22 protein-coding genes and 2 pseudogenes are annotated in these 25,418 nt (G+C 62.6%); 13 read left to right on the top strand and 11 right to left on the bottom strand.

The genetic code is table 11. The features are described from left to right. Positions 1–2 precede the first annotated feature (2 nt). The 8 genes from AC0NID_RS27545 (at position 3) to AC0NID_RS27510 (ending at position 7,283) form a co-directional block, all read left to right on the top strand. Complete coding sequence (locus AC0NID_RS27545) at positions 3–584, top strand: thioredoxin family protein (protein WP_473459135.1); 582 nt, start codon at positions 3–5, stop codon at positions 582–584. 126 nt (positions 585–710) lie between these two features. Further along, positions 711–1,169 (top strand): sulfur oxidation c-type cytochrome SoxX, encoded by a 459-nt coding sequence (soxX, locus tag AC0NID_RS27540; protein WP_473459137.1) that lies wholly within the window; start codon positions 711–713, stop codon positions 1,167–1,169. A gap of 25 nt (positions 1,170–1,194) precedes the next feature. After that, complete coding sequence (soxY, locus tag AC0NID_RS27535) at positions 1,195–1,650, top strand: thiosulfate oxidation carrier protein SoxY (RefSeq protein WP_473459139.1); 456 nt, start codon at positions 1,195–1,197, stop codon at positions 1,648–1,650. Positions 1,651–1,671: 21 nt separating this feature from the next. After that, positions 1,672–1,998, top strand: coding sequence for a thiosulfate oxidation carrier complex protein SoxZ (gene soxZ, locus AC0NID_RS27530; protein WP_473459141.1), 327 nt, complete (start codon positions 1,672–1,674; stop codon positions 1,996–1,998). A 66-nt stretch (positions 1,999–2,064) separates the two neighbouring features. After that, positions 2,065–2,910: a sulfur oxidation c-type cytochrome SoxA gene (gene soxA, locus AC0NID_RS27525; RefSeq protein ID WP_473459200.1), complete on the top strand. Its 846-nt coding sequence runs from the start codon at positions 2,065–2,067 to the stop codon at positions 2,908–2,910. Between the two features lie 96 nt (positions 2,911–3,006). Next, on the top strand, positions 3,007–4,698 hold the full coding sequence (gene soxB, locus AC0NID_RS27520) for a thiosulfohydrolase SoxB (RefSeq protein ID WP_473459143.1): 1,692 nt from the start codon (positions 3,007–3,009) through the stop codon (positions 4,696–4,698). Positions 4,699–4,792: 94 nt separating this feature from the next. Next, on the top strand, positions 4,793–6,070 hold the full coding sequence (soxC, locus tag AC0NID_RS27515) for a sulfite dehydrogenase (RefSeq protein ID WP_473459145.1): 1,278 nt from the start codon (positions 4,793–4,795) through the stop codon (positions 6,068–6,070). Next, positions 6,054–7,283: a c-type cytochrome gene (locus AC0NID_RS27510; RefSeq protein WP_473459147.1), complete on the top strand. Its 1,230-nt coding sequence runs from the start codon at positions 6,054–6,056 to the stop codon at positions 7,281–7,283. Before soxC ends, AC0NID_RS27510 begins: the two co-directional genes overlap by 17 nt. A 22-nt stretch (positions 7,284–7,305) precedes the next feature. Here the strand turns inward: AC0NID_RS27510 and AC0NID_RS27505 are convergent, their stop codons facing one another. The 3 genes from AC0NID_RS27505 to AC0NID_RS27495 form a co-directional block, all read right to left on the bottom strand. Next, positions 7,306–8,394 carry a YeeE/YedE family protein gene (locus AC0NID_RS27505; protein ID WP_473459149.1) on the bottom strand — a complete coding sequence of 363 codons (1,089 nt, stop codon included), beginning with the start codon at positions 8,392–8,394 and terminating at the stop codon, positions 7,306–7,308. A 193-nt stretch (positions 8,395–8,587) separates the two neighbouring features. Then, positions 8,588–8,974: a DUF302 domain-containing protein gene (locus AC0NID_RS27500; protein WP_473459151.1), complete on the bottom strand. Its 387-nt coding sequence runs from the start codon at positions 8,972–8,974 to the stop codon at positions 8,588–8,590. 80 nt (positions 8,975–9,054) lie between these two features. Beyond that, entirely contained in the window at positions 9,055–9,402 is a 348-nt protein-coding gene (locus AC0NID_RS27495) for an ArsR/SmtB family transcription factor (RefSeq protein ID WP_473459153.1), read from the bottom strand. 227 nt (positions 9,403–9,629) lie between these two features. On the opposite strand from AC0NID_RS27495, the gene AC0NID_RS27490 reads away from it, so the two are divergent. The 4 genes from AC0NID_RS27490 (at position 9,630) to AC0NID_RS27475 (ending at position 15,474) form a co-directional block, all read left to right on the top strand. Then, positions 9,630–10,937 (top strand): NAD(P)/FAD-dependent oxidoreductase, encoded by a 1,308-nt coding sequence (locus AC0NID_RS27490; protein ID WP_473459155.1) that lies wholly within the window; start codon positions 9,630–9,632, stop codon positions 10,935–10,937. A 151-nt stretch (positions 10,938–11,088) separates the two neighbouring features. After that, on the top strand, positions 11,089–11,289 hold the full coding sequence (locus tag AC0NID_RS27485) for a YgaP family membrane protein (RefSeq protein WP_126040209.1): 201 nt from the start codon (positions 11,089–11,091) through the stop codon (positions 11,287–11,289). 10 nt (positions 11,290–11,299) lie between these two features. After that, positions 11,300–12,262 carry an efflux RND transporter periplasmic adaptor subunit gene (locus AC0NID_RS27480; RefSeq protein WP_473459157.1) on the top strand — a complete coding sequence of 321 codons (963 nt, stop codon included), beginning with the start codon at positions 11,300–11,302 and terminating at the stop codon, positions 12,260–12,262. Then, complete coding sequence (locus AC0NID_RS27475; protein WP_473459159.1) at positions 12,259–15,474, top strand: efflux RND transporter permease subunit; 3,216 nt, start codon at positions 12,259–12,261, stop codon at positions 15,472–15,474. Before AC0NID_RS27480 ends, AC0NID_RS27475 begins: the two co-directional genes overlap by 4 nt. Positions 15,475–16,047: 573 nt before the next feature. On the opposite strand, the pseudogene AC0NID_RS27470 reads toward AC0NID_RS27475, so the two are convergent. From AC0NID_RS27470 to AC0NID_RS27445, 6 genes and pseudogenes are all read right to left on the bottom strand, one after another. Then, positions 16,048–16,143: pseudogene (locus AC0NID_RS27470) on the bottom strand (carbamate kinase); the annotation flags it as partial. A 1-nt stretch (position 16,144) separates the two neighbouring features. Then, positions 16,145–16,267: pseudogene (locus AC0NID_RS27465) on the bottom strand (ornithine carbamoyltransferase); the annotation flags it as partial. Positions 16,268–16,355: 88 nt separating this feature from the next. Continuing rightward, entirely contained in the window at positions 16,356–16,742 is a 387-nt protein-coding gene (locus AC0NID_RS27460) for a hypothetical protein (RefSeq protein ID WP_473459163.1), read from the bottom strand. Positions 16,743–16,826: 84 nt separating this feature from the next. Next, the gene (locus AC0NID_RS27455; RefSeq protein ID WP_473459165.1) at positions 16,827–18,080 is read right to left on the bottom strand and encodes an MgtC/SapB family protein; all 1,254 of its coding nucleotides are present in this window, start codon (positions 18,078–18,080) and stop codon (positions 16,827–16,829) included. A 13-nt stretch (positions 18,081–18,093) separates the two neighbouring features. Further along, positions 18,094–18,543 (bottom strand): thioredoxin TrxC, encoded by a 450-nt coding sequence (gene trxC, locus AC0NID_RS27450; RefSeq protein ID WP_473459202.1) that lies wholly within the window; start codon positions 18,541–18,543, stop codon positions 18,094–18,096. 27 nt (positions 18,544–18,570) lie between these two features. Beyond that, positions 18,571–20,424, bottom strand: a complete 1,854-nt coding sequence (locus AC0NID_RS27445; protein WP_473459166.1) for a heavy metal translocating P-type ATPase — start codon at positions 20,422–20,424, stop codon at positions 18,571–18,573. Positions 20,425–20,594: 170 nt separating this feature from the next. Between AC0NID_RS27445 and AC0NID_RS27440 the strand changes: the two genes are divergently transcribed. Beyond that, a complete protein-coding gene (locus tag AC0NID_RS27440) occupies positions 20,595–23,276 on the top strand; it encodes a bifunctional acetate--CoA ligase family protein/GNAT family N-acetyltransferase (RefSeq protein ID WP_473459168.1) in 2,682 nt (893 codons plus the stop codon). A gap of 37 nt (positions 23,277–23,313) precedes the next feature. Here the strand turns inward: AC0NID_RS27440 and AC0NID_RS27435 are convergent, their stop codons facing one another. Both AC0NID_RS27435 and AC0NID_RS27430 read right to left on the bottom strand, forming a co-directional pair. Beyond that, the gene (locus tag AC0NID_RS27435) at positions 23,314–24,882 is read right to left on the bottom strand and encodes a bifunctional aminoglycoside phosphotransferase/ATP-binding protein (protein ID WP_473459170.1); all 1,569 of its coding nucleotides are present in this window, start codon (positions 24,880–24,882) and stop codon (positions 23,314–23,316) included. Positions 24,883–24,949: 67 nt separating this feature from the next. Beyond that, a complete protein-coding gene (locus tag AC0NID_RS27430; protein ID WP_473459172.1) occupies positions 24,950–25,348 on the bottom strand; it encodes a c-type cytochrome in 399 nt (132 codons plus the stop codon). Between the last annotated feature and the right edge of the window lie 70 nt (positions 25,349–25,418).

The raw sequence follows: 25,418 nt of genomic DNA, 5'->3' as shown, positions 1-25,418 counted from the left end.
AAATGCTGAGGATCGTGCTTCTGTTTCTGGTGCTTGGCTGGAACTCGGTGGCCGGCGCCGCGGAAATGGGCGACGACGGCCTTCACAAGGAGGACTGGTTTTCGATCACGTTCCGCGACGTCGCCGAGGACATTGTCGCCGCAAAGGAGGAGGGCAAGCGCCTCGTCATTATCTTCGAGCAGCGCGGGTGCATCTACTGCCGCGACATGCATGAGAAGCTCCTCGCCGATCCCGAGGTGCGCGACTTCATCAAGGCGAATTTCAAGCTTGTCCAATACAACATGTTCGGCGACGAGGACGTCACCGATCTCGACGGCGAAATGCTCACGGAAAAGACTGCCGCACGCAAATGGGGGTACGTCTTCACGCCGACGATCGTGTTCCTGCCGGAACAAGCGCCGCAGCACGTAAGCGTTCGCGACGCCGCCGTCGCCACGATGCCAGGCGCCTTCGGCAAATGGACCTTTCTCAACATGTTCCGCTGGGTGCACGAGAAGGGCTACCAAAAAGATGAGCATTTTCAGACCTATCACGCCCGCGTCATTCAGAAGATGCAGGCTGCGGGGCGCCTGGATGCAGAATGAATCGCGTTGTGCATCGCGACATATTCAAAAAATCATATTTTTCGATTGATCGCGAGCGAAACTGTGAGTAACAGTGCTTTCGGAGGCGGCCGGCTGATCGGCCGAATGAAGTGGAGGAAACGCAGCATGAGGCTGACAGGGGTGGCGACCTTGGTCACGGCGGTCTGTTTCGGTTGGGCCGCCGAGGCCGCCGAAGTGGCGCCGGATCAGGTTAAGTTCGAAGACAGCATGGTTGCGGCCTCGCTCACCGATGCGCCGGGCAACCCCGACGAAGGGGTCAAGGTGTTCGTCAACCGGGGCCTTGGCAATTGCCTTGCCTGCCATGGCGTCAAGTCGCTCAGCAAGGAGCAGTTCCACGGAAACGTGGCGCCGGCCCTCGATGGCGCAGCGAGCCGCTGGAAGATGGAAGAACTCAGGGCCATCGTCGCGGATTCAAAGAAGGTTTTCGGCGAGCAGACCGTCATGCCCGGGTTCTACTCGCTGGAAACAGGCGACAATGTACGCAAGGATCTGGTGGGCAGGCCCATCCTGACCGCGCAGCAGGTCGAGGACGTCGTCGCCTACCTGGCGACACTCAAGGAATAGCTCCGGCTAAGTTTAGGAGACATCGATGAAACTCGATAGAAGACAGGCTCTTGTGTTGACCGGCAGCGCCGCGTTGATCGCAATGGCGGGACTTGGCCCAGGCCCTGCGGCCGCCGCTGCGGAAGATACCGAGAAAAAGATCATGGATTTCACCGGCGGCAAGGCGCCCGCGTCCGGCAAGATCTCCCTGACCGCACCGGAAATCGCCGAGAACGGCAACACTGTTCCCATCACGGTCGAGGTGGAGAGCGCCATGACCGGTGATGACATGGTTCAGTCGGTTCTTATCCTTGCCGACGGAAATCCCAACCCGGAAGTCGCAACGTTCAATTTTACCGCACTGAGCGGGACCGCGGCTGCCACCACCCGCATGCGCCTTGCCAAGACGCAGAATGTGATCGCCGTCGCCAAGATGGCGGACGGTTCGGTGTTCATGGACAAGAAGGAAGTCAAGGTCACCATCGGCGGCTGCGGCGGCTGAGGTCACGAGGAGTGTAAGAACATGGCAACATCTAAGCCACGCGTCAAAGTTCCAAAGACGGCAAGTGCCGGCGAGACGGTCGTCATCAAGACGCTGATCAGCCACGAAATGGAGTCTGGCCAGCGCAAGGATAAGGACGGCAACGTCATTGCGCGCAAGATCATCAACAGGTTCAGCTGCGAGTTCAACGGCCAGCCGGTGTTTTCTTGCGATATCGATCCGGCGATCTCGGCCAACCCCTATTTCGAGTTCAGCGCCAAGGTGCCGGAGAGCGGGACGTTCAAGTTCACCTGGGTGGACGACGATGGCTCGACCTACACCGACGAGCAGAAGATCGAAGTGAAGTGATCGGAGCTGGCGGGGGAGCGCCACCGATTCCGCAATAAAGGTGGGAGGAGGCAGGTCTTGAAAAGAATTGTTTTGGCGGCTTTGGCAGCCGTGGCGGTGATTTCCGGTTCTGCCTTGACCGCGGCGGCGGACCCCGTCGACGACAAGCTGGTGATAGACGACCAGGAGATGATCACCAGGGCGCCTGCGCCGGAAGGGCACCCCTTCGAGGAGGTGATGTCTGGCTGGCTCTTCCGCGAAGCCGAAACACGCGCCACCGAGGCGGATTCCTTTGCCAACCCCGGCATGCTTGCCGTGGAGCAGGGTGAGGAGATCTGGAATACCGTCGAAGGGTCGGCGGGCAAGTCCTGCGCATCCTGCCACAATGATGCTGCCGAAAGCATGAAGTCGGTCGGAGCGAGCTTTCCGAAATGGGATCCGGACTCCAAGAAGCCGATCAATGTCGAGCTGCAGATCGACAAATGCCGGGTCAAGAACATGGGCGCCGAGCCCTATAAGTTCGATGCGCCCGAGCAGGTAGCGCTTGCCACATACATCAAGCATCAGTCGTTGGGCCAGCCGGTGAAGCTCGACCTCGCCTCAGGCGAGATGCAAAGTTGGTTCAACAAGGGCAAGGACAATTACTACAACCGAACTGGCCAGCTGAATTTCTCGTGCTCGTCTTGCCACGAGGCGAGCATGGGCAAGTACATTCGCGCCGATCATCTGAGCCAGGGACAGGCCAACGGCTTTCCGACCTACCGCTTCAATACGGGCGGCATGGTCTCGCTACACAACCGGTTCCGCGGCTGTATCCGAGATACCCGCGCTGAAATGCCGAAGGCCTTTTCAGATGAGCTGATGGCACTGGAAGTCTATGTCACCTGGCGCGGCACCGGCCTGTCCGTCGAGACCCCAGCTGTAAGACAGTAAATCTTGCGGTGCCTTCGGGTACCGCCTGCACCCCAAACGGTGTTCGGATCCGGCTCCCGAGGCGCGGCGGCACCCTTGCGTATTGGAGGTAGGCATATGCTTTCCCGTCGCGAATTTCTTATGGCTACCGCCGCCCTGTCGGCAATTACCGGTCCGGGGCTGGTCGGCAGATGGTCCCGCGCGGCAGCACAGCAGGCGTTGACCGAAGACGTCCTGCTCGAGTTCGAGCCGTTCGGCAATGTGACCCTGGTCCACATCACCGACATCCATGCGCAACTGATGCCGGTCTATTTCCGCGAGCCATCAATCAATTTGGGCGCTGGCGCGGCAGCGGGCCTGCCGCCACATGTCAGCGGGTCCGACCTCCTCAAGCTCTATAAGATCGAGCCGGGATCGCCCCACGCTTATGCGCTGACGTCGGAGGATTTTGCCGCCCTTGCCAAGACCTACGGCAAGATGGGTGGCCTCGACCGGATCGCGACGATCATCAAGCGCATCCGCTCCGCGCGCGGCGATAACATGCTGCTGCTGGACGGCGGCGACACCTGGCAAGGCAGCTATACCTCGCTCAAGACCAAAGGCCAGGACATGGTCGATGCCTTCAACGCGCTCGCACCCGACGCCATGACCGGCCACTGGGAATTCACCTATGGCGCCGACCGGGTGCAGGAGATCATTGAGGGGCTTTCCTTTCCGTTCCTCGGCGGCAACATCTACGATGCCGAATGGAACGAACCGGCGTTCGATGCCTACAAAATGTTCGAAAAAGGCGGCGTGAAGATCGCCGTCCTTGGCCAGGCCTTTCCCTATACGCCCATCGCCAATCCGCGCTGGATGTTCCCGAACTGGTCATTCGGCATCCGTGAAGAAGATGTTGCCAAAAACGTCGAGTCGGCTCGCGCCGAAGGTGCGGAACTGGTGGTCCTGCTGTCACACAATGGCTTCGATGTCGACCGCGCGATGGCTTCCCGCATTGACGGGATCGATGTCATCCTGACCGGTCATACACACGACGCACTTCCCGAGCCGGTTCTGGTTGGTAAGACGCTGCTGATCGCCTCGGGCTCTCACGGCAAGTTCTTGTCACGGCTTGATCTGGATGTCGGTGGTGGTGAGGTGAAGGGCTTCCGCCACCGGCTCATTCCGGTATTCTCCGACGTGATCACGCCCGATGCCGACATGACCAGGCTCGTGGCCGATCTGCGGGCGCCTTACGAGGCGGAGCTGAAGCGGGAACTGGCAACGACGGAAGGGCTGCTCTACCGCCGCGGCAACTTCAACGGCACATTCGATGACCTGATCTGTCAGGCGCTGCTTGAAGTGCGGGAAGCCGACATAGCGCTCTCCCCCGGCTTCAGATGGGGCACCTCGGTGCTGCCGGGACAGGCGATTACAGTGGAGGATCTGCACAACGCCTGCGCGATGACCTACCCGGCAGCCTATCGCTCGACGATGACGGGGCAGATGCTCAAGGACATCCTCGAGGACGTTGCTGACAACCTGTTCAACAAGGACCCCTATTACCAGCAGGGTGGCGACATGGTTCGCGTCGGCGGCATGGGCTACGCCATTGATCCCGAAGGCGCCATGGGGTCGCGTGTCTCGAAGATGACGCTGCTGAAAACGGGCGAGGCGATCGATTCTGCCAAGGAATATGCCGTCGCCGGTTGGGCTTCGGTGAATGAGGCCACTGAAGGGCCGCCGATCTGGGAGGTCGTCGAGACCTACCTGACGAGCCACAAGGCGGTAAGGCTGGAAGAAAACCGTTCCGTTGAAATCATCGGCTAGCCAATAAGGTGCACTGTCCGGTTGCATGCCGGGGCATGCCCTGATACATAGAAAAATTCCTATATATCTACCAATGCGGTTCGCGGAGGAACGCATGACAGACCGACCACAATCTCAAGCCTCGTCCCGGAGGCAATTCCTCACATCCGGCCTGCTGGGCGGGGTAGCGATCGCGGGGGCGGCAGCGAGCGGTCGTGCCGCGGCGGCGGGCGAGCCGCTGATTACCGAAGTTCAGGAGTGGAACCAGTTCCCAGGAGAGGGCGTAGGCACGCGACCGTACGGCCAGCCGTCGCAGTTCGAGCAGCACGTCGTGCGCAAGACAGTTCCCTGGCTCACCGCCGATGCGATCTCCTCCGTCAGCTTCACACCGCTTCACGAGCTTGACGGTATCATCACACCCAGCGGCCTTTGTTTCGAGCGGCATCACGGCGGTATCGCCGAGATCAATGCGGCCGATCATCGCCTGATGATCAACGGTCTGGTTGAGAAACAGCTGGTCTTCACCATGGCCGACCTGAAGCGCTTCCCACGGGAAAACCGTGTCTACTTCCTCGAATGCGCCGCCAACTCCGGCATGGAATGGCGCGGCGCCCAGCTCAACGGCGTCCAGTTCACGCATGGGATGCTCCACTGCGTGATGCACACGGGCGTGAGGCTGAAGCATCTGCTTGATGAAGCGGGCCTGCGAACCGCCGGCAAGTGGATCCTCGCGGAAGGCGCCGACGCCTCGGCGATGACACGGTCAATTCCGATCGAGAAGGCTCTCGACGACTGCATCGTCGCATTCGCAATGAACGGTGAGGCGCTTCGGCCGGAACAGGGTTATCCGCTGCGTCTCGTCGTTCCTGGCTGGGAAGGCAATATGTGGGTCAAATGGCTGCGCCGCCTCGAAGTCGGCGATCAGCCCTGGCAGCAGCGCGAAGAGACGTCGAAGTACACCGATCTCCTGCCGAACGGAAAGGCACGTCGCTTCACCTTCGCCATGGACGTGAAATCGGTGATCACCAATCCCAGCCCCCAGTCACCGATCACGCACGGTAAGGGCCACACGGTGCTTACCGGACTTGCCTGGTCGGGAGCTGGCGCTATCAGCCGCGTCGACATCTCAATTGACGGCGGTCGCAACTGGAAGACGGCGCGTCTCGATGGACCGAGTTTCTCCAAGGCGCTGCACCGCTTCTACCATGAGTTCGATTGGGACGGCTCCGAACTCTTCCTGCAGTCGCGCGCGATGGACGATCAAGGCTTCATCCAGCCCACCAAGGATGAGCTGCGGTCCGTGCGTGGTGCGAACTCGATCTATCACAACAATGGGATCCAGACCTGGCATGTGGGAAAAGACGGAGTGGTCGAGAATGTCGAAATATCGTGAGGTTCTCGCCGCCGGCCTGCTTGGCCTTCTGGCATCGGCTGGTTCCGCCTCGCCGCAAGATGCGGCTGCTGGTGAAAAGGTTTTTGCCAAATGCAAAGCATGTCACGCAGTCGGTAGCGGCGCTAAACATCGCGCAGGCCCGCATCTGAACGATCTCATCGGCCGCACTGCGGGCACTGCGGAGGGTTTTAGGTACTCGCCGGCGATGATGAAGGCGGGCGAGGGGGGCCTTGTCTGGAGCGAAGAAACGCTCAAGCCCTATCTCGTCGACCCAAAAAAGATCGTCAAAGGTACCAAGATGGCCTTTGCCGGCCTCAAGCAAGACGCCGATGTGGCGAATGTCATCGCCTATCTGGCGTCCTTCTCGCAGGACGGAGCCGAAAAGAAGGCGCAAGCCGCTCCCGCTGCCGCGCAGCCGCCCTCGCAGGAAAAGACCGCATCCACCAGACGCATCGAACCGGCTCCGGCGCAACGGCCGGGTGTGGCGGTCGAACCGGCAAAGCAGCCAAATGAACAAGTGTCCTCTTCATCGGCCGGGCAGCCCGTCGCGGCAGCGGCCGAGAGCGATGGGGCGCAACCGTCGCAAGCCGTTGGCGATGGCGTTGTCCTAAAGCTCGGCCGCACGGCGACCGAGGACGAAATCGCCGCATGGGACATCGATGTCCGTCCTGACGGCGTCGGCCTGCCCGTCGGGCACGGGACGGTGAGCCAGGGCGAACAGATATTCGACGAGAAGTGCGCGTCCTGCCACGGCGACTTCGGCGAAGCCGTCGGGCGCTGGCCGGTTCTTGCCGGCGGCCAAGGCACGCTGCAGAACGACAGGCCGGAGAAAACAATCGGCTCCTACTGGCCGTATCTTTCGACGGTCTATGACTATGTTCGGCGGGCAATGCCGTTCACCAACCCACGCTCGTTGTCGAACGACGAGGTCTACGCGCTTACTGCTTATGTCCTGTACCTGAACGATGTCGTGCAAGACGACAAGTTCGAGCTCTCGAATGAGAACTTCACGGCTGTGCGTCTTCCCAATGAGGCGAATTTTACCCAGGACGATCGATTGTCAGAGCCGCACTATGCCAACAGGAGAGACCCTTGCATGTCGAGTTGCGTCCCTGGCAAGGCGCAGATCACCACGCATGCGGCGGTACTTGACGTGACGCCGGAGGATGCCGGGACGGACGACAGCGAAGCGCCCGCCGCCGGCATAGAATGACCGGCCCTGGCGCCAGCAAACGTCACTCGGCCGGAACGAAGGGTGTGCTCTCGCGCGCTTCACGGCCGCCGTCAATAACTCGGTCGGCGACGGCTGCGGCAACCAGCATTGACACAATCGCAACGAGCGGGGTTACTGCAAGCACGGAACCGCCGGTAAATCCCGCGCCGATCGTGCACCCCGCAGCGAGGATGCCACCGAATCCCATGAGTGTGGAACCGGCGGCATAGCGAAGGATGGACGCAGTTCCAGGTTCCGAGAAGGTGGCGATGCGGAATTGCCGCGCGAACACCGACGCAAGGAAAGCGCCGAGGACGGCTCCCAAAACAAGACCCTGGTCCATACCCAGGCCGGTTTCGCTACCGAACCAGATCGAAGAGGTTGTCGCGAGCGGCCTTATGAAGGAGAGGCTTTCTGCCTGGATCGGCTCAAATACCTGTGTTGAAAGCTGATAAGTGAAATACCAGCCTGCGGCTACCGTCGCTCCGACGCCGATTCCGCCGGCTAGCCGCCAAACCGTCGTTCTCGTCCACATCGCCAGTACCAGGGCGGCCAAGAAGGCTACGCCGCCGACAATTACTCCCGCGGACTGACCAAGCCCAAGATGGGCCAAGAAATCGTTTCCGCCGATATCGGCCGTGTTGACAATCCCACTGACGCCTTCGCGCACGGGAACGAGAAATCCGCTGTAAGTTGCCAGGCCGACAGCCGCGATAACGACGACGCAGAAGAAGGCGCGAAGGTTGCCCGACGCGCTCAGGACCAGCAGTCGCGATACACATCCGCGCGCCAGCACCATGCCGACACCGAAAAGCAGACCGCCGACAGCCGCACCTGAAAGGCTCTGAGGGGTGGCGAAAAACCGCGTCTCGGCCAGGTCAACGAGTCCGTGGTAACGCGAAAGCTGGACTGCGAGCAATGCTGTTGCCAGACCCGCCAGCCAAGTGGCCAGCGCTGCACCGTCGCGCTTTTGCGTCAGGTCCAGGACAGCCGATCGGGTGCAAAAGCTGCTGCGTTGCGCAAGGAAGCCGAACATTATCCCCAGCAACGCTCCGCCTGCAACGGCGGTGCCGGGCTCGCCCACCGCATCGATGAGGGGCACAAGATCCATCCAAAATACCTCGGCCAGTCCTCACCGATTTTACCGACACATGCCTTCCCCCGCCTGGTCGGCGGTTCCATGCTTTCCGGCGAGCCAAGCAAAACCTTGCCTGCGTAGCGCGAACACGAAGAAAAGTATTCCTTTGAGGTCGCGATCGAGGCTTGGCCAATAGTGCTGTCGGAACCCAGTTGGCGCACAGGCCTCAGATCCGCTTGACTGCCTCGGCCAGCATATCGCGGACCTGGCCCGCGACGCGGGTGAGTTCCTGGTTGTCGATCGCGGCCATGGAAGCCACGGGATCGATGGCGCTAACCTCCACCGCATCCGAGACTTGTCGCACGATGACGTTGCAGGGCAGCATGGCTCCCACTCGCGGTTCCATCCCAATGGCCTGATGGGCCATCTTCGGATTGCAGGCGCCCAATATGAGATAGGAATCCATGTCGACGTCCAGCTTCTTGTTCATTGTCGCCTTGACGTCGATTTCAGTCAGCACGCCGAAACCCTGATCCGCCAGCGCCGCGCGGGTCCTGTCGACGACGTCATCGAAGCTGGCGCTGTCGAACTTGCGATTGATGGTGTAAGTCATGGAAGCTCCTGTTTTACCCGATCAACGACAGGATGCGCAAAGCGTTCCCAAGGTGTGTAGGAACGCTCACAGCGTCGCTATCATGTTCGAGCTTGCTGTGACCTGATCTTCGCCGTCTTCGTCTTCGGATCGCAATAGATGCCGTAGAGCGTCTGCAGGATACGCTCGACGTCGACTGAAGCCAGCCGGTAGTAAACCTGCTGGGCGTCGCGACGGGTATCGACCAGCTTCAGCGCCCGCAGCTTCGCCAATTGCTGCGAAAGCGCCGACTGGTTCATCGCGACCAGTTCCGCCAATTCGTTGACGCTCGTCTCGCCTTCCAGCAGATGGCACAGGATCATCAGGCGCTTCTCGTTGGCCATCGCCGCGAGCAGTTCGGACGCTTCGCGGGCCATCTCGCCCAATTCAGTGATTTTTATATTGCGCATATGAACACATTATCATATTAAGAGTTACGAATAATATTAGTGTGGCGCTGGCGCCTGTCAAGCCGATGAATCGATACCGCACGGCAGATCCAGGCGGCAGGCTTGTTTGACACGCGTCAATTCGCAGCCGGCCGGATTGGCGCAGGATTGGCCAATTTCACCCCGTCGGCGTGGAAACAGGAGGTCGGCGTCGCCTTGCAAACGACGCCGCACAAGGAGGAAAGAGCATGACCCATGTAGTCGTCTTGGGTGCCGGACTGGGAGGCACCATCATGGCCTACGAGCTTCGCGACGAACTGGCGAAGGAACATAAGGTTTCCGTCGTCAACAACGGCAGCCACTACTCGTTCGTGCCATCCAATCCCTGGGTTGCCGTCGGCTGGCGGGAGAAGGAGGCGGTCGAAGTCGACCTCGCTCCGGTTCTGGCGCGCCGCGGCATTGCGTTTCATCCGCAAGGAGCCAGGCGTATCCATCCGGGCGAGCGCGCCATCGAACTCAATGACGGGGGCAGGGTCCCTTACGACTATCTGGTGATCGCGACAGGCCCCGAACTCGCCTTCGACGAGATCGACGGTCTCGGCCCGGAGCACAACACGCAATCGGTCTGCCATATCGATCACGCCCTCAAGGCGAGGGCGGCCTTCGACGCGCTCGTTGCCGAGCCGGGCCCGGTCGTCATCGGTGCGGTCCAGGGCGCTTCATGCTTCGGGCCGGCCTACGAATTCACCTTCATCCTCGACAAGGCGCTGCGTGACGCCAAGGTGCGCGATCGCGTTCCCATGACCTTCGTCACCTCGGAACCCTATATCGGCCATCTCGGTCTCGACGGCGTCGGCGACACCAAGGGCCTGCTCGAGAGCGAGATGCGCCAGCACCACATCAAGTGGATCTGCAACGCCAAGGTCGACAAGGTCGAGCCGGGCAAGATGTTCGTGTCGGAGATCGCCGAAGACGGTTCGACCAAGCAGGCGCACGAACTGCCGCATGCCTATGCGATGATGCTGCCGGCATTCCGCGGCGTGGAGGCGGTGCGCGCCATCGAAGGCCTCACCAACCCGCGCGGCTTCATCCTCGTCGACAAGCACCAGCGCAATCCTGCCTTCCCCGAGATATTTGCGGTTGGCGTCTGTGTCGCCATTCCGCCGGTCGGCAAGACGCCGGTTCCGGTGGGCGTCCCGAAGACCGGCTTCATGATCGAATCCATGGTCACGGCGACGGCCCGCAACATCGGCCGGCTGGTAAAGGGGATGCAACCCGACGCACAGGGTACATGGAACGCGGTCTGCCTCGCCGATTTCGGCGATTCCGGCGTCGCCTTCGTGGCGCAGCCGCAAATTCCGCCGCGCAACGTCAACTGGTCGTCCTCCGGCAAATGGGTGCACACCGCCAAGGTCGGTTTCGAGAAGTATTTCCTCCACAAGATCAGGTCAGGAAAGTCCGAGCCCTTCTATGAGCGCCTGGCGCTGCAGGTGCTCGGCATCGACAAGCTCAAGGAAATCAAGGTCGAGGCGGATGTGGGCGTACCGGGCGCCTGATCGAAACCGGCAAGCGCAGCCAGCCTTTGGCTTGACGGCGACGGGCGGGGCATAGCGGCCTGCAGCGCGAACGACAAAATCGACATTGCCTCTTGCGGTGAGCGGAAGCATTATTATATTTAGATATGATCATATACAAATGGAGATGACAATGTCACTTGACCGTTCCGTTCTTGCGTTCGCAGGCTTCATGGTGCTGCTGTCCGTCGTGCTCACCGTCTGGGTTTCGCCGCTGTTTGTCTGGCTGACGGTCTTCGTCGGGCTCAACATGCTGCAGTCGGCGTTCACCGGCTTCTGCCCGGCGGCGATGATCTTCCGCAAGCTCGGCATCAAGCCGGGATGCGCATTCTAGGGGCAGCAGAATGCGCAAGTTCCTTTTCCTCGGCGCGCTGCTTGCGTGCTCACCGGCCTTGGCCGGCACGCTCACACTCGCACCGACGACGGTGACCGAATGGAAGGCGGTCTATGGCCGGGTCGAGGCGCGCAACACCATTCCGGCGCGGGCGCGCATCGGCGGCCTGATCGTCGACCTGGTCGTCACCGAGGGTGATCTGGTCAAGGCGGGCGAGAAGATCGCGACCGTCCAGGACGACAAGATCGCCTTTCAGGTCGCAGCGCTGGACGCCCAGCTTCGCGCCCTGCAGGCGCAGCTGGCAACGGCTCAGTCTGAACTCGCCCGCGGCCAGACGCTGGTCGGCAGGGGCGTCGTGACCGTGCAGCGGGTCGATCAGCTCAGGACCGAAGTCGACGTCACACGCAACCAGCTTGCCGCGACCGAGGCGCAGCGTTCGGTAATCGTGCAGCAGGGAGCCGAAGGAGATGTTTTCGCGCCCGGCGACGGACGCGTGCTGACCGTGCCGGTCACGCGCGGCGCGGTGGTCATGGCCGGTGAGGAGGTGGCGACCATCGGTGGCGGCGGCGTGTTCCTGCGGCTGGCCGTTCCGGAGCGGTATGCGGCAACACTGAAGCAGGGCGCCGCCATCCGCATCAATGCAAGCGGCAGGGAGTCTGCCGGCCGCCTCGCCAAGATCTATCCGCAGATCGACAATGGCCGCGTCATCGCCGATGTCGAGGTCGACAATCTCGATACCGAATTCATCGATGCCCGGGTGCTGGTAGAGCTGCCGGTCGCAGAGCGCTCCGCGCTGCTGGTGCCGGCAGCGGCGGTCGAGACCCGATCGGGGATCGATTTCGTCCGCACTGTTGCCGCCGGCGTTGAAGCCGAGCGGGCAGTGGTCACTGGCGAACGGATGGCGCGCGCCGACGGCGAACATGTCGAGATCCTGACCGGTCTCGCACCCGGCGATGTCGTGGTCACGCCATGAAAGATCCTGCCGTCTTCAAAGGTCCTGCTGCCTTCGGTATTGCGGGCGGACTGACCCGGGCGTTCATCGCCTCGCCGCTCACGCCGCTGTTTCTGGTTGCCGCCTTCGCCTTCGGGCTGGTGGCCCTGCTCACGCTGCCGCGCGAGGAAGAGCCGCAGATCTCGGTGCCGATGGTCGACATCTTCGTCCGCGCCGACGGCCTGAAGGCCGAGGACGCCGTCAAGCTGGTCACCGAACCGCTGGAGACGATCGTCAAGGGCATTGACGGTGTCGAGCACGTCTATTCGCAAAGCCGCGACGACCAGGTGTTGGTCACCGCGCGCTTCGTCGTCGGCACGTCGTCGGACGCCGCGGTGCTGCGCGTCCACGACAAGGTCCGCGCCAATATGGACCGCATTCCCGTCGGCGTGCCCGAGCCGCTCATCGTCGGACGCGGCATCGACGATGTCGCGATCGTCACGCTGACGCTGTCGCCAAAACCGCAAACAGCTGGCCGCCTGACGGCAAACGACCTGACCCGCATCGCGCGCGAGCTGCGCACGCAGATCGCCAAGATCGACAATGTCGGGCTGACCTATCTGGTCGGCGACAGCGGAGAGATCATCCGCGTCAACCCGAATCCCGAAAAGCTTGCTCTCCACGGCGTGACGCTGCAGCAGCTTGCGGCAAAGGTTTCCGGTGCGAACAAGGCCTTTCCGGCGGGACGCGTGCGCAATGCGGGCGAGCAGATCGACATCGTGGCCGGCGAGACATTGGGCTCGCCGGACCAGATCGGCAACCTGCTGCTGACTTCGCGCGACAGCCGCCCCGTCTATGTCCGCGACGTGGCCGATGTCGCCTTTGCGACCGATACCGGCGACGTGCTTGTCTCGACGCTTACAAGGTCCGCGAAGGGGGTGACGCGCGTGCCGTCGGTGACCGTCGCGGTCGCCAAACGCGCCGGTTCCAACGCGGTGTCGGTCGCCGAGACGATCCTGCACCGGGTCGAGATGCTGAAAGGCAGCCTGATCCCCGGCGACCTGTCGGTCGAAGTCACGCGCGACTACGGCGAGACGGCGAACGAGAAGGCCAACGAGCTTCTCTATCATCTCGGGCTGGCGACGATCTCGATCATTGTGCTGGTCTGGATCGCCATAGGCCGGCGCGAGGCCATGGTGGTGGCCATCGTCATTCCCGTCACCATCCTGCTTACGCTGTTTGCCTCGCGCGTCATGGGCTATACGCTCAACCGCGTCTCGCTGTTTGCGCTGATCTTTTCCATCGGCATCCTCGTCGACGATGCGATCGTGGTGATCGAGAACATCTCCCGGCACTGGGCAATGGGCGACGGGCGCGATCGCCGGCAAGCGGCGATCGAGGCGGTGGCGGAAGTCGGCAACCCGACGATTGTCGCCACCTTGACCGTGGTCGCCGCGCTGCTGCCGATGCTGTTCGTCTCGGGAATGATGGGTCCCTACATGAGTCCGATCCCGGCCAATGCGTCGGCGGCGATGATCTTTTCCTTCTTCGTCGCGGTGATGGTGACGCCGTGGCTGATGCTGAAGTTCGCCGGACGGGCGCCGGCGCATGCCCATGCCGACCAGACCGGCGGCGGCATGCTCGGCCGCGTCTACAGCGCCGTTGCCCGGCCCATATTGTCGTCGAAGACGGCAAGCTGGGCATTCCTGCTGGCGATCGGCGTGCTCACGCTTGGCTCGCTGGCCCTGTTCTACACCAAGGATGTCACGGTCAAACTGCTGCCCTTCGACAACAAGTCCGAACTTTCGGTGACCATCGACCTGCCGGAAGGCTCCTCCGTCGAGGCGACCGACGCGGTGGCGCAGGCGGTCGCCAGCAAGGTTCTTGAGCTGGGCGAGGTGCGATCGGCCCAGACACATGCCGGAACCGCGGCGCCTTTCAACTTCAATGGACTTGTGCGGCACTCCTTCCTGCGCAGCGAACCGCAGCAGGGCGATGTTGCGCTCAACCTTTCGCCGAAATCGGAACGCACCCGTTCAAGCCACGATATCGCGCTGGACATCCGCCAACGCATCGCATCGATCGCCGTTCCCGCCGGTACCAGCCTGAAGGTCGTCGAGCCGCCTCCGGGGCCGCCCGTGATGGCCACACTGCTGGCGGAGATCTACGGGCCCGACGGCGAGACGCGGCGCAAGGTTGCGGAAAAAGTCGAGACCGCATTCCGTTCCGTTCCCTTCATCGTCGATGTCGACAATTCCTACGGGCAGCCGGCACGCCGGCTGCGCACCACGATCTCCACCGACGATGCCGAGTTCTTCCATGTCGAGGAAAGCGATGTGTTCGACACGATCGCCATCCTCAATGGCGGCGAGACCGTCGGCTACTCGCATCGCGGCGGCGGCCGCCAGCCAATACCGATCCGCGTCGAGCGGCCGAAGGGCGACAGGACGCTGGACGAGCGTTTCCTGACCACGCCCATACCGGCAAATGTGCTCCCCGGCGACCGCGGCGTGGTCGAACTGGGGGATGTCGTGCGGGTTGCCGAGGAACGCGCCTCGTTCCTGGTTTTCCGGCACAATGGCCGCGCCGCCGAAATGGTGACGGCCGAACTTGCTGGCAGCTTCGAGGCACCGCTTTACGGGATGCTTGCCGTCAGCCAGGCAATCGACGCGCAGGACTGGACGGGGCTGCAAAAACCTTCGATCGCGTTGCATGGCCAACCGGAGGACGAAAGCAAGCCGACGCTGCTGTGGGATGGCGAATGGGAAGTCACCTGGGTGACGTTTCGCGACATGGGCGCGGCATTTGGCGTCGCGCTGCTTGGCATCTACATCCTGGTCGTCGCCCAGTTCGGTTCGTTCAAGGTGCCGCTGGTGATCCTGACGCCGATCCCGCTGACTTTCATCGGCATCCTTGGTGGACACTGGCTGTTCGGCGCGCCGTTCTCGGCCACCTCGATGATAGGCTTCATTGCGCTGGCGGGCATCATCGTGCGCAATTCGATCCTGCTGGTCGACTTCATCCGGCATGCCGCCTCGCCGGACAGGCCCTTGCAAGAGGTATTGATCAAAGCCGGTGCGATAAGATTCAAGCCGATCCTGCTCACCGCGCTCGCCGCCATGATCGGCGCGGCGGTGATCCTGACCGATCCGATCTTCCAGGGGCTGGCGATTTCGCTGCTGTTCGGTCTTGCGTCCTCGACCTTGCTGACGGTGCTGGTCATCCCGGCTATCTATCGGGTTTTGAGGACGTGAGGCAGCAGGGCGATGATCATGCGGAGCAACCGGCAGCTCGGTAGGTGGCACGAAGCTGCACATTGATGTAGGGATTTTCCCGAACGGCCTTCATCCCTTGCAGCAGGCCCTTTTGGCTAGGGTCTTCAGGTAGAGTGATGTCGCCTGCGCGTTTCGAGGCCGGCCGCTACCAGGTCGCCGATCGGCAATAGGGGTTTCACAAAGATCACCTCGGCCAGTTCACGTGAATGGAGCTTTGGCTGATTGCGCCGGAGACGCAGCCATCCGCACGACTTGTGTCCCGGTTACCATTTGCTTGGTCATCTTCAGCGGGAATTCTTGCCACAAATGGGCGCCGCTGCAGCCCGCAGAAATCCTCGATTGCCTGAGGGCAAGAATCACCTCCAAGCCGCCAACACTCAGTTACCGTGCCGGGTGTCGTGGCACTGGCAGCCATTTTCAGAAATGATCCATAAATGGCCCGTGAAGAGCCCCTGTGAACTTTTTATGGACCAAATCCTTGACGAGTGCAGGCCGGTGCATTGCCGCTGCAGCCGGGCCTGTCTATGCCCGGCTGTTTGCGTGACGCTGCGCCGCGGCACGCACGATGTTGGCGCGCTGGTTCTCGGCCGTCATCGGTTCTCCACGACGCAGCAGCGCGTTTCCGCCGAGCGCAACGATGATGCGCATCTCAGTTGCCGATCGTGGCGACGAGCAGGGCCTTGATCGTATGCATGCGGTTTTCGGCCTGGTCGAAGACGATCGAGGCATCCGATTCGAATACCTCGTCGGTGACCTCCATGCAGTCGATGCCGCGGCAGAGCGGGCCGCAGATGGGTCGGGATACCCGACCACAACCAGGATGCGTCCAGAAGCTGCTCCGAGGCGCCTTGTCTCCAGTACTAGGGCCGTTCGACCCGTGCCACCTGATAGGTGTGCATGGCGCCGTTGCGTTCGATCGAGACGTATTCACCGGTCACGAAGCGTTCGTCGCCGAAATGGAAACCGATCTCGTCGTCGCGGTCGCCTTCGGCATAATCGAAGTACCACTGCCCGCCGGGCTTGCGTCGCAGCCGGCCGATCAGGTCCTCGTCACCGGTGCGAAAACGGCGAACGCGGCAGGAAGCCCTGTGCGATTTCCATTCTTCCGCATCGATCCGGCCGTCGCTCGTCAACGGAGCGAGCACGTCGTAGCCCTCTTCACGTTCCCCGCCCGGGTGGTCCTTTTCGCGGGCAAGCAGCAGCCGGACATGCCGGAATTTCGGGGTGAGATCCTTCAGATCGGTCATGGCGAACTCCTTTTGACGGAGTTTCATAGCGCGGCGACCGGGCTCGACCCTTGATCCGCATCAAAGGCAGCTGGGATGTCGTTGTCAGGGGATTGGCGGCAGCAACATCGCGCCATAGCCGACAACTGCGGCGATCAGGGTTGCGCCAGCCAGCGGCAACCAAAACCTGACCGGGCCGGCAAATACCGCCAGCGACAGGCGGCCGACCGCGTTTGCAGCCAGCGCCGCGAGCACCGCCTGGCCCACGGTCTCGATCGGGATCGATTGCTTGACCAGGCGCAACGCGCTGAGCACCGAGACATCGACATCGAACGTGCCCGCAAGCGTCGAGCTTGCCAGCAAGCCACGCCCGCCGAATTGAGCAGCCAATGCAGCGCTCGCGGTGGCGACAACCGCAAAGAGCAGGGCAAACAGCAGCAACGGTCCCAATTCGAACGGATTGCGGGCCAGTGCGCCACCTTTGGCATCACCGCCGGCACGGGCCAACAGGAATGCTCCGCAGGCTGCGAAGACAAGCGACGCGGCAATCGCTGGAATGCCGACCGCAGCGAACACGCTTGGCTCGACGATCAGTACGACGGCGCAAACGCGCAGCAGCGAGACCATGGCAGCCAGAGAAGCAGCGCCGGCAAGCGGCCGTGGATTGCTCGCCGATGTGGCGTTGCGGGCAAGCGCCACGGTCACGGCGGTGGACGAGACGATGGCACCTGCAAGCGAGCTGACGAGCAGGCCGCGCGTGGTTCCCAGGACGCGAACGGCGACGTAGCCAGCGAACGATATCGACGCCATCAGCACCGTGAGGAACCAGACCTCCCACGGATTGAAACCGCCCCACGGATCCATCGTCCGGTTTGGCAGCAAGGGCAAAACGATCGCGGTCATCACCGCCAGGATCAGCGCCGAACGCAGTTCGATCCAGGTCAGTCGCTTCAAGAGGCCGTGCAGGACCTCTCGACTGGCAAGGACCGCTGCGAGTGCCGCCCCTCCGGCGGCCGCGGCCCGATAATCGCCGGCGACGGAAAGCGCACCGAGCGCGAACACGCCAAGGCCCGCGATCACGGCCGTAACGCTGAAATCCTCGTCATGAGCAGCCTCGCGCGCCTTGTACCAGGCGAAGATTGCCGCAAAGGCGATGAAGCCGCCGACCAGCACGGAAACTGCATCGAGCGCATCGGCCAGTGCCGCGAGAATGCCGCCGAGCAGGCCGGATATGCCGAACGTTCGAATTCCGGCAGTGCGGCTGTGAGCGGGCGCGTCCCGCTCCTGCCAGCCACGCTCCAGTCCGACGAGGAGGCCAATTGCCAGCGCCAGTCCGAGCCGAGCGATGAGCGGGTCCATGCTGTGTCTGCTTTCAGGCTGCGGCCGTCGGCAGGTGGTCGCGAACCCAGCTGACGATTTGCCCCGCCGTCATTGCGCCGGATGTGCGCGCAAGCTCGCGTCCGCCATGGAAGAGGATCATGGTCGGGATGCCGCGAATGCCGAGCCTGGAGGCTATAGCCTGTTCGTTGTCGGAATTGAGCTTGATCAGGCGGACATGCGGCTCCAGTTCGTTTGCTGCCGCCTCATATGCCGGCGCCATCATCTTGCAAGGGCCGCACCACGGTGCCCAGATGTCGACGACAACCGGGAGGCTGCTTCGCTTTATCTGGCGATCGAAGGTCTGAGCGTCGACGTCTTCGGGATGACCCGAGAACAGCTTGGTGCCGCACTTTCCGCATTTCGCGTCCCCGGCATTGCGTGCCGGCGGCAGGCGGTTGACCCCACCGCATTTACCGCAAACCACCAGATTTTCCTGCGCCATGGCCATTCACCCATTCCTATTCATCAATTATGCGCGTTCGGGGCGCCCATCGCCAAGAGCGCGCAATGCGTTGAGGATAACCGCTATGTCGATGCCCTCCTGAAGCAATGCTCCCGCCACAGGCGTGATCTGCCCCATGGCCGCCGCGGCCATCGCCACGGCCGAGAGTGCCAGCCCGGCTATGATGCTTTGCAAGGCGATCGTGCGGGTGCGCTGCGCAATTCGAACCGCATCGGCGACCGGCTGCAGCCTGTCGGTCAGCACGATGACGTCCGCGGCCTCCGAGGATGCGCTGGCACCGCGCGCCCCCATTGCGACACCGACCGTTGCGACCGCCAGCGCGGGGGCATCGTTTATGCCGTCGCCGACCATCATCGTTGGTGCCAACGCTTTCTCGGCCTCGACCGCCGCCACTTTTTCGGCAGGCATCGCATCTGCGACGATGGTATCGAGGGCGAGCAGGGCCGAAACGCGCTTCGCCGCCACGCCATCGTCGCCTGTAAGCATGACCATACGTGTGATGCCGGCCGAGCGCAGGTTGCGCAGTGCATCACGAGCATCCACGCGTAGAGCGTCCCCGAAAGTGAATATACCGGCAAGTCGCCCATCGAGCGCAACAAAAACCCTCAGCACAGGCTCGTCCCGGTATCGCTTTTCACCGCTTTCGGCCCAGCGAGGCAGCGGTTTGTCGGCCAGCACGAGTGCTCGCGATCCCGCCGCGATCGATACTTTGTCGACCCGGCCTTTCAGGCCGGCGCCGCGATATTCACGAACATTGCATGGATGCGACAAGCCAAGATTTTTGCCACGCGCCGCCCGCACGATCGAGTCGGCGAGCACATGGTGCGAGGCCTGTTCCAACGATGCCAACAACTGCAGCAGTGCGTCGGCGTCACCGCCCGGCGCCACATCGATTTCGATGAGTTCGGCACCGCCAACGGTCAGGGTGCCCGTCTTGTCGAAAATCGCCGTCCGAACTTGCGCGAGGGTCTCCAGAGCCGCACTGCCTTTCATCAGGATGCCGGCCCGCGCGGCGCGCGACACCCCGCCGATGAAGGCAACGGGAGCCGCGAGGATGAGCGGGCAAGGTGTTGCGACCACCAGCACGGCGAGCGCCCGGATCGGATCGCCGGAGGCGTACCAGGCGGTGCCGGCAACCAACAAAGTGGCTGGCAGCAGGAACAAGGCAAAGCGGTCGGCCATGCGGATGAACGGTGCTTTCGCGGTCTGCGCCGCAGCGACCATGCGCACGATCGCGGCATAGGTGCTTTGTTCGGCCAAGGCCGAAGCGCGCATGCTGAAGGACTCCCCGGCATTCAGGGTGCCGCTGCGCAGCATATCGCCCGCGCGCCGCCGTTCCGTCAGCGGCTCGCCGGTTACCGCTGACTCGTCGAGAGAGGCCATAGCATCGAGCAGTATCCCGTCGACAGGCAGCAGTTCGCCGGCGCGCACCAGAAGTTCGTCGCCAACGGCAACCTGGTCCACGGAAATCGTGTCTGTTCCTTGTGTCGACTTGCGGTGCGCGACACGCGGCGACCGGTCGGTCAATGCCCTGAGGTTCCGTTCCGCCCGGCCACGGGCAAAATCCTCGAGCACCGTGCCGCCGGCATACATGATCGCCACCACCACCGCAGCGAGAGGCTGGCCGAGCAACAGTGCCGCGGACATCGATACCAGCGCAATCGCATCGACGCCGAAGCGCCCGATCCAGAAATCGCGCAATATGGAAATGGCGAGCGCCGCCACCACGGGCAAGGTCGCCACCGCCCAGATAGTGCCGGCCTGAACGGAGCCATAGCCGGTTCGCCAGACGCCGATTCCAATGGCCAGGCCCAGCACGGCGATGGCCAGCAATGCGCGTCGCAGGGCCGACTCGTTCATGCGATACCTTTCGATTCTGACCGGTGCCTTCCTGAGATCCGAATTTCGCGAGCGCACGTGGCCTCGAGCTTGCGCAACCGCTAGTCGAGATCGCCTGAGGGGGCTTTGATCCAACGCAATGAATGGGCAGTATCGCTCGGCGATTACTACCACGAACTGGAGACCAGAGGGTGACCATCCGAAATCTCGAATATGCGGTCGGCCCGAAGTCGGTTGCCGTCTTTGGCGCGTCCGTGCGTGACGGTTCCGTTGGCCGTGTTGTTTTCGACAACATCGTCAATGGCGGCTTCGAAGGTGAGATATGGCCGGTCAATCCGAAATATTCACAAGTGGCCGGCCGGCCCTGCTATGCAAAGGCAGCCGACCTGCCGGGCATTCCCGACCTCGGCGTCATCGTGACGCCGCCGCAGACGGTCCCCGGCATCGTACGCGAACTCGGTGAAAAGGGCACACGGGCGGCGGTCGTCATCACCGCCGGCCTGACGCGCGAGAACGGATTGCGCCAGGCGATGCTCGACGCCGCCAAGCCCACCCTTTTGCGCATCATCGGCCCCAATACGCTTGGACTGATGATCCCGCCTGTAAAGCTCAACGCCGGGTTCGCGCACATGGCAGCCAAGCCCGGCAACATCGCGCTGCTGTCGCAATCCGGCGCCATCGCCACATCGCTGATCGATTGGGCGGCGGACAACAATGTCGGCTTCTCCCAGATCGTCTCGCTGGGCGACATGGCCGATGTCGATGTGGGAGACTGCCTCGACATGTTGGCGGGCGACGCACGGACGCGGGCCATCGTGATGTATCTCGAAACCATAACCAATCCACGCAAATTCATGTCGGCGGCACGGGCGGCGGCGCGCATCAAGCCGGTCATCGCCATCAAGTCGGGCCGGCACGAGCAGTCCGCGAAAGCCGCGGCGACCCACACAGGCGCCCTGTCGGGCGCCGACCGGGTTATCGAGGCAGCACTGCTGCGCGCCGGCATCTTGCGCGTCAAGGGACTGGCCGAGTTGTTCGATGCCGCTGAAACGACCGCCCGTTTTGCTCCGCTCGAACGAGCCCGCGTCGGCATTGTGACCAATGGCGGCGGTGCCGGCGTGCTCGCCGTCGATCAACTCGTCGACTGCAAGGGCGAACTGGCCGCGTTTTCACCGGAAACCCTGGCACGTCTGGACGCCGTGCTGCCGCCGACCTGGTCGCATGCCAATCCGGCCGACATCATTGGCGATGCCCCGCCCGAGCGCTACAAGGCCGCGGTTGAAGCCGTCGCGGCCGATCCGGGAACCGACGTCGTTCTCGTGATGAACTGCCCAACCGGGCTTGGCTCGCCACTGGCTGCGGCCAGGGCGGTCGCCGAACTCACCAGTGCGGGCAAAATCGGCGGGAAACCGGTACTGACCTGCTGGCTTGGAGAGCACACTGCGCGCGACGGTCGGCGGATCCTGCAGGATGCCGGCGTGGCCAGTCTCGAGACGCCTGCCGACGCATCAACCGCGATCTCCTACCTGAGCGATTGGTCACGAGCCCAGCGGTCGCTGATGCGCACGCCGTCGAGCCGCAGCGAGGACACGATCAGCGATCGTGAAGCCGTGCTTGCCATATTCAGGCAGGTTGCCGCGGAGGGCCGACGAATGCTGACCGAGCCCGAAGCCAAGGCGGTGATCTCCGCCTATGGCATTCCGGTGCCCGAGACCGTTGTCGTCAAAACCGCTGATGAAGCGGAAAAGGCTGCAGGCCGGCTTTTGAAGGGGGCGCAACAGGTCGTCGTCAAGCTGATGTCGAAGGCGATCTCGCACAAGTCCGACATCGGCGGCGTTGTGCTCAACCTCGCGACTGCCGCCGCGGCCGGCGACGCCGCCCGATCAATCGAGGCGCGCGTGCGCAAAAAAGCTCCGCAAGCCACTGTCGAAGGCTATGCTGTCCAACCCATGATCGCGCGAAAACAGGCGCAGGAGCTCATCCTGGGCGTGAGTCACGATCCGATCTTCGGTCCGGCCATCCTGTTTGGTGCGGGCGGCGTCGCGGTCGAGGTGATGGACGATACGGCGATGGCGTTGCCGCCACTCGACGATGTGCTTGCGGGCGACTTGATCGAGCAGACGCGGATCGGCCGCCTGCTTGCCGGGTTCCGCGATCGCAAGCCGGCGGATCGTGGGGCAATCGTCACTGCGCTCAATGGGGTGTCGCAGATGATTGTCGACTTTCCGTGCGTCGTCTCCCTGGACATAAATCCATTGCTGGCCGACGCCGACGGCGTCATCGCGCTCGACGCCCGCATCGAGATCGAGCCGGAGCGCGTGGAGGAGCAGGGCCCCAACCCTGCGCTCGCGATCAGGCCCTATCCGTCAGGTTGGGAAAGGGCGTTTTCGGCAGACGGTGGCCACTATCACATCCGCCCGATAAAACCGGCCGACATTGCGCTCTATCCGCCATTCCTCGCCAGCATTTCGCCAGACGATCTGCGCCTGCGTTTCCTGTCGCCGCGCAAGAATTTTTCGGACCAGATGCTGAAACGGCTCACCCAGCTCGACTATGATCGCGACATGGCGTTCGTCGCGCTGGAAGCGAGCAGCGGCGCGCTGGCGGGTGTCAGTCGCCTCTCCTGCAATCCGGACCGCACCGTTGCCGAATACGCCTTGCTCGTGCGCACGGACCTGCAAGGTCATGGTCTTGGCTGGGAACTGCTCAGCCAGATCGTTGACTATGCAAAGGCGGACGGGATCGGCCGGATCGAAGGCATGGTGCTCAGCGAAAACATCAGGATGCTGGCCATGTGCCGCGAATTCGGGTTTTCGATCACGCATCATCCCAGCCAGCCAGGCCTGTCGCTGGCAACGCTGGACATCGGTTGAACTCTAAAAGCGCGTCGCATCTGACAAGATTTGTGCGTCAGGATGCTGTCTTGAGTGAATCGCCCTGTGTGGAAGCAGAAGCGGCCGCGTCCGAAAGGCTCGCCAGCTCTGCCGCGATATCGGCGAGCTTTCGATCGGCGTCGACCTTGCGCCAGGTGGCCGGGGCTGCATTGCGCTGCAATTGCCGCGACAGGATGTCGACGGTTGCATCGGAAGGACCGCCACTGCGCTCGCTGACCCGTCGCCAAAGAACGAGCGGATCGGCCTCCAGCCAGAATCCGGCGAAAGCGGCGGCCCTGTCGCTTGCCGCCTTTTCCATCCGGTTGCGATCGGCCGGCCTGTCGAATACGGCGTCGGCGACCACCGAACCGCCCTCGGAAAGGATCAGGCCGGAACGCCATGCCATTTCGCCGTAGACGCGATCGGATACCTCCGGTCGGTAAGCCCTGTCCGGCAGTTTCGTTTCTGCAGGTACCCCATGCATGGCTTTGCGGATGCGGTCGCTTTCGACAATGCGCGCACCCGGCGGCGCGCCGACATGTGCGGCGAGCGCCTCGGCGACGCTCGTCTTGCCGGAGCCGCTCAAACCTCCGATGGCGATCAGCCGGGGCGACTTTGCCTGGAGAAGCTTGCGGGCGAGCTCGAAATAGGATCTGGCCTCGGCAGTCAGCCCGCCGGGATCGGCACTGCCTTCCTCGATCTGGGTTGCGAGGACGTGCGCGCGCACCGCGGCCCGCACTGCCATCAAAAAGGGCAGCAGGATGAAGCCGTCCTCGTCGTCTGCTTCGTCGAGGTAACGGTTCATCACCAGATTGGCGAGTTCCGGAAAGCCGCGATGCCAAAGGTCCATCAGCAGGAAGGCCAGATCGTAAAGCACGTCGATGCTGGCGATCTGGTCATTGAATTCGATGCAGTCGAAGAGGCGGGGCTCTGCGTCGAAGAGACAGATGTTGCGCAGATGCAGATCGCCGTGACATCGCCGGATCTTGCCTGCTGCCTCCCGCCGGTCGAGCGGCTCGCAATAGCGGGCGAGGGCGGTACGGAACGCCCCGGTGAAAGCCTTGATCTCGGCTCTATCGAAGACATGGCTGGTGGCAAAGCCGGCTTCGTTGATGTCGAGCACACCTGCCAGGTTCGAGGATCCGCTGCCGTTGTGGATCACCGGCGCGCCGCGATGATAGCGCACGATCATGCGCGCGACCGCCGTCATCAGCGCAGGCGTCAGTTCGCCGCCGGCTGCCATTCGGTCGAGGAGCTTCGACTGATCGAAACGAACCATTTCGATCGCCGCATCGACCACTTCGCCGCGTCCGTCGAAGGCGAGCTTGCCGCCGGCCTCTCGCGTGATGCGCCGCACACCCAGATAGAGGCCGGGCGCGGTCTTGGAGTTGAGCTCCACCTCCTTCTCGCAGGCGGCGAGCCGCAGGACCGGGGTCGAGAAGTCGACATAGGGAAGCGCGACGGCTCGCTTGATCTTGTAGGCGCGCCGGCCAACCAGGAAGATACGCGAAATATGGGTTTCGATCGTCTCGACAAGCCCGGTCTCGCCATATGCGGCGGGATCGAGCAGAAACGCGATCGTGGCCTCTTGGTCGTCAACGATCATTGTCTGTCTCCTGTTGGCGTGCGGCCGCGGCCATGGGCGATATCGCAAGAAGCTCCGCCATTTGTGACTATCGCTGCAGCCTCTCGACATAACCGGCCAGTTCGTGGATCCGTTCCGTGGTGACGATTTCTCCGGCGTTTGGGCCATATTTCTTGGCGTCGCCGGGGAGGAATTGACGGCCCCAGACCGGCATGTCGCGCTCGCCATGCTCCGGCACGACGTAACGGCCGTCGATCATCGCAAAAACGCGCCAATAGGGGAATTCGCCGCCATTTTGTCTGGAGAGCTGTGTCAGGTCGGCTGGACGCTTCAGCAACTCATCTGCCAAGGGCCCGTTGCCCTTGCCCTCGGGACCGTGGCAGACCGCGCAGGAGTTCAGATACTCCGCCTTGCCAGAGCTCATTTCCTGCGCGGAGGACGTTTGGCAGACCATGGTTGCGAGAGCTGCCGCGATCAGGAGTTTCATCTGCGTGTCCACCGATTGATGGCATGAAGCCTACAGGGTCGGCATGTGGACACGTTGATACGGATCAAAT

The sequence above is a fragment of the Mesorhizobium sp. WSM4821 genome (assembly GCF_055901555.1).
This window is presented reverse-complemented; position numbering and strand designations above follow the sequence as displayed.

What these genes read in the sequence shown, in the direction of transcription:
- AC0NID_RS27545 (WP_473459135.1), top strand. Translation starts at nt 3, where the DNA reads ATGCTGAGGATCGTGCTTCTGTTTCTGGTGCTTGGCTGGAACTCGGTG.
- soxX (WP_473459137.1), top strand. Translation starts at nt 711, where the DNA reads ATGAGGCTGACAGGGGTGGCGACCTTGGTCACGGCGGTCTGTTTCGGT.
- soxY (WP_473459139.1), top strand. Translation starts at nt 1,195, where the DNA reads ATGAAACTCGATAGAAGACAGGCTCTTGTGTTGACCGGCAGCGCCGCG.
- soxZ (WP_473459141.1), top strand. Translation starts at nt 1,672, where the DNA reads ATGGCAACATCTAAGCCACGCGTCAAAGTTCCAAAGACGGCAAGTGCC.
- soxB (WP_473459143.1), top strand. Translation starts at nt 3,007, where the DNA reads ATGCTTTCCCGTCGCGAATTTCTTATGGCTACCGCCGCCCTGTCGGCA.
- soxC (WP_473459145.1), top strand. Translation starts at nt 4,793, where the DNA reads ATGACAGACCGACCACAATCTCAAGCCTCGTCCCGGAGGCAATTCCTC.
- AC0NID_RS27510 (WP_473459147.1), top strand. Translation starts at nt 6,054, where the DNA reads ATGTCGAAATATCGTGAGGTTCTCGCCGCCGGCCTGCTTGGCCTTCTG.
- AC0NID_RS27505 (WP_473459149.1), bottom strand. Translation starts at nt 8,394, where the DNA reads ATGGATCTTGTGCCCCTCATCGATGCGGTGGGCGAGCCCGGCACCGCC.
- AC0NID_RS27500 (WP_473459151.1), bottom strand. Translation starts at nt 8,974, where the DNA reads ATGACTTACACCATCAATCGCAAGTTCGACAGCGCCAGCTTCGATGAC.
- AC0NID_RS27495 (WP_473459153.1), bottom strand. Translation starts at nt 9,402, where the DNA reads ATGCGCAATATAAAAATCACTGAATTGGGCGAGATGGCCCGCGAAGCG.
- AC0NID_RS27490 (WP_473459155.1), top strand. Translation starts at nt 9,630, where the DNA reads ATGACCCATGTAGTCGTCTTGGGTGCCGGACTGGGAGGCACCATCATG.
- AC0NID_RS27485 (WP_126040209.1), top strand. Translation starts at nt 11,089, where the DNA reads ATGTCACTTGACCGTTCCGTTCTTGCGTTCGCAGGCTTCATGGTGCTG.
- AC0NID_RS27480 (WP_473459157.1), top strand. Translation starts at nt 11,300, where the DNA reads ATGCGCAAGTTCCTTTTCCTCGGCGCGCTGCTTGCGTGCTCACCGGCC.
- AC0NID_RS27475 (WP_473459159.1), top strand. Translation starts at nt 12,259, where the DNA reads ATGAAAGATCCTGCCGTCTTCAAAGGTCCTGCTGCCTTCGGTATTGCG.
- AC0NID_RS27460 (WP_473459163.1), bottom strand. Translation starts at nt 16,742, where the DNA reads ATGACCGATCTGAAGGATCTCACCCCGAAATTCCGGCATGTCCGGCTG.
- AC0NID_RS27455 (WP_473459165.1), bottom strand. Translation starts at nt 18,080, where the DNA reads ATGGACCCGCTCATCGCTCGGCTCGGACTGGCGCTGGCAATTGGCCTC.
- trxC (WP_473459202.1), bottom strand. Translation starts at nt 18,543, where the DNA reads ATGGCGCAGGAAAATCTGGTGGTTTGCGGTAAATGCGGTGGGGTCAAC.
- AC0NID_RS27445 (WP_473459166.1), bottom strand. Translation starts at nt 20,424, where the DNA reads ATGAACGAGTCGGCCCTGCGACGCGCATTGCTGGCCATCGCCGTGCTG.
- AC0NID_RS27435 (WP_473459170.1), bottom strand. Translation starts at nt 24,882, where the DNA reads ATGATCGTTGACGACCAAGAGGCCACGATCGCGTTTCTGCTCGATCCC.
- AC0NID_RS27430 (WP_473459172.1), bottom strand. Translation starts at nt 25,348, where the DNA reads ATGAAACTCCTGATCGCGGCAGCTCTCGCAACCATGGTCTGCCAAACG.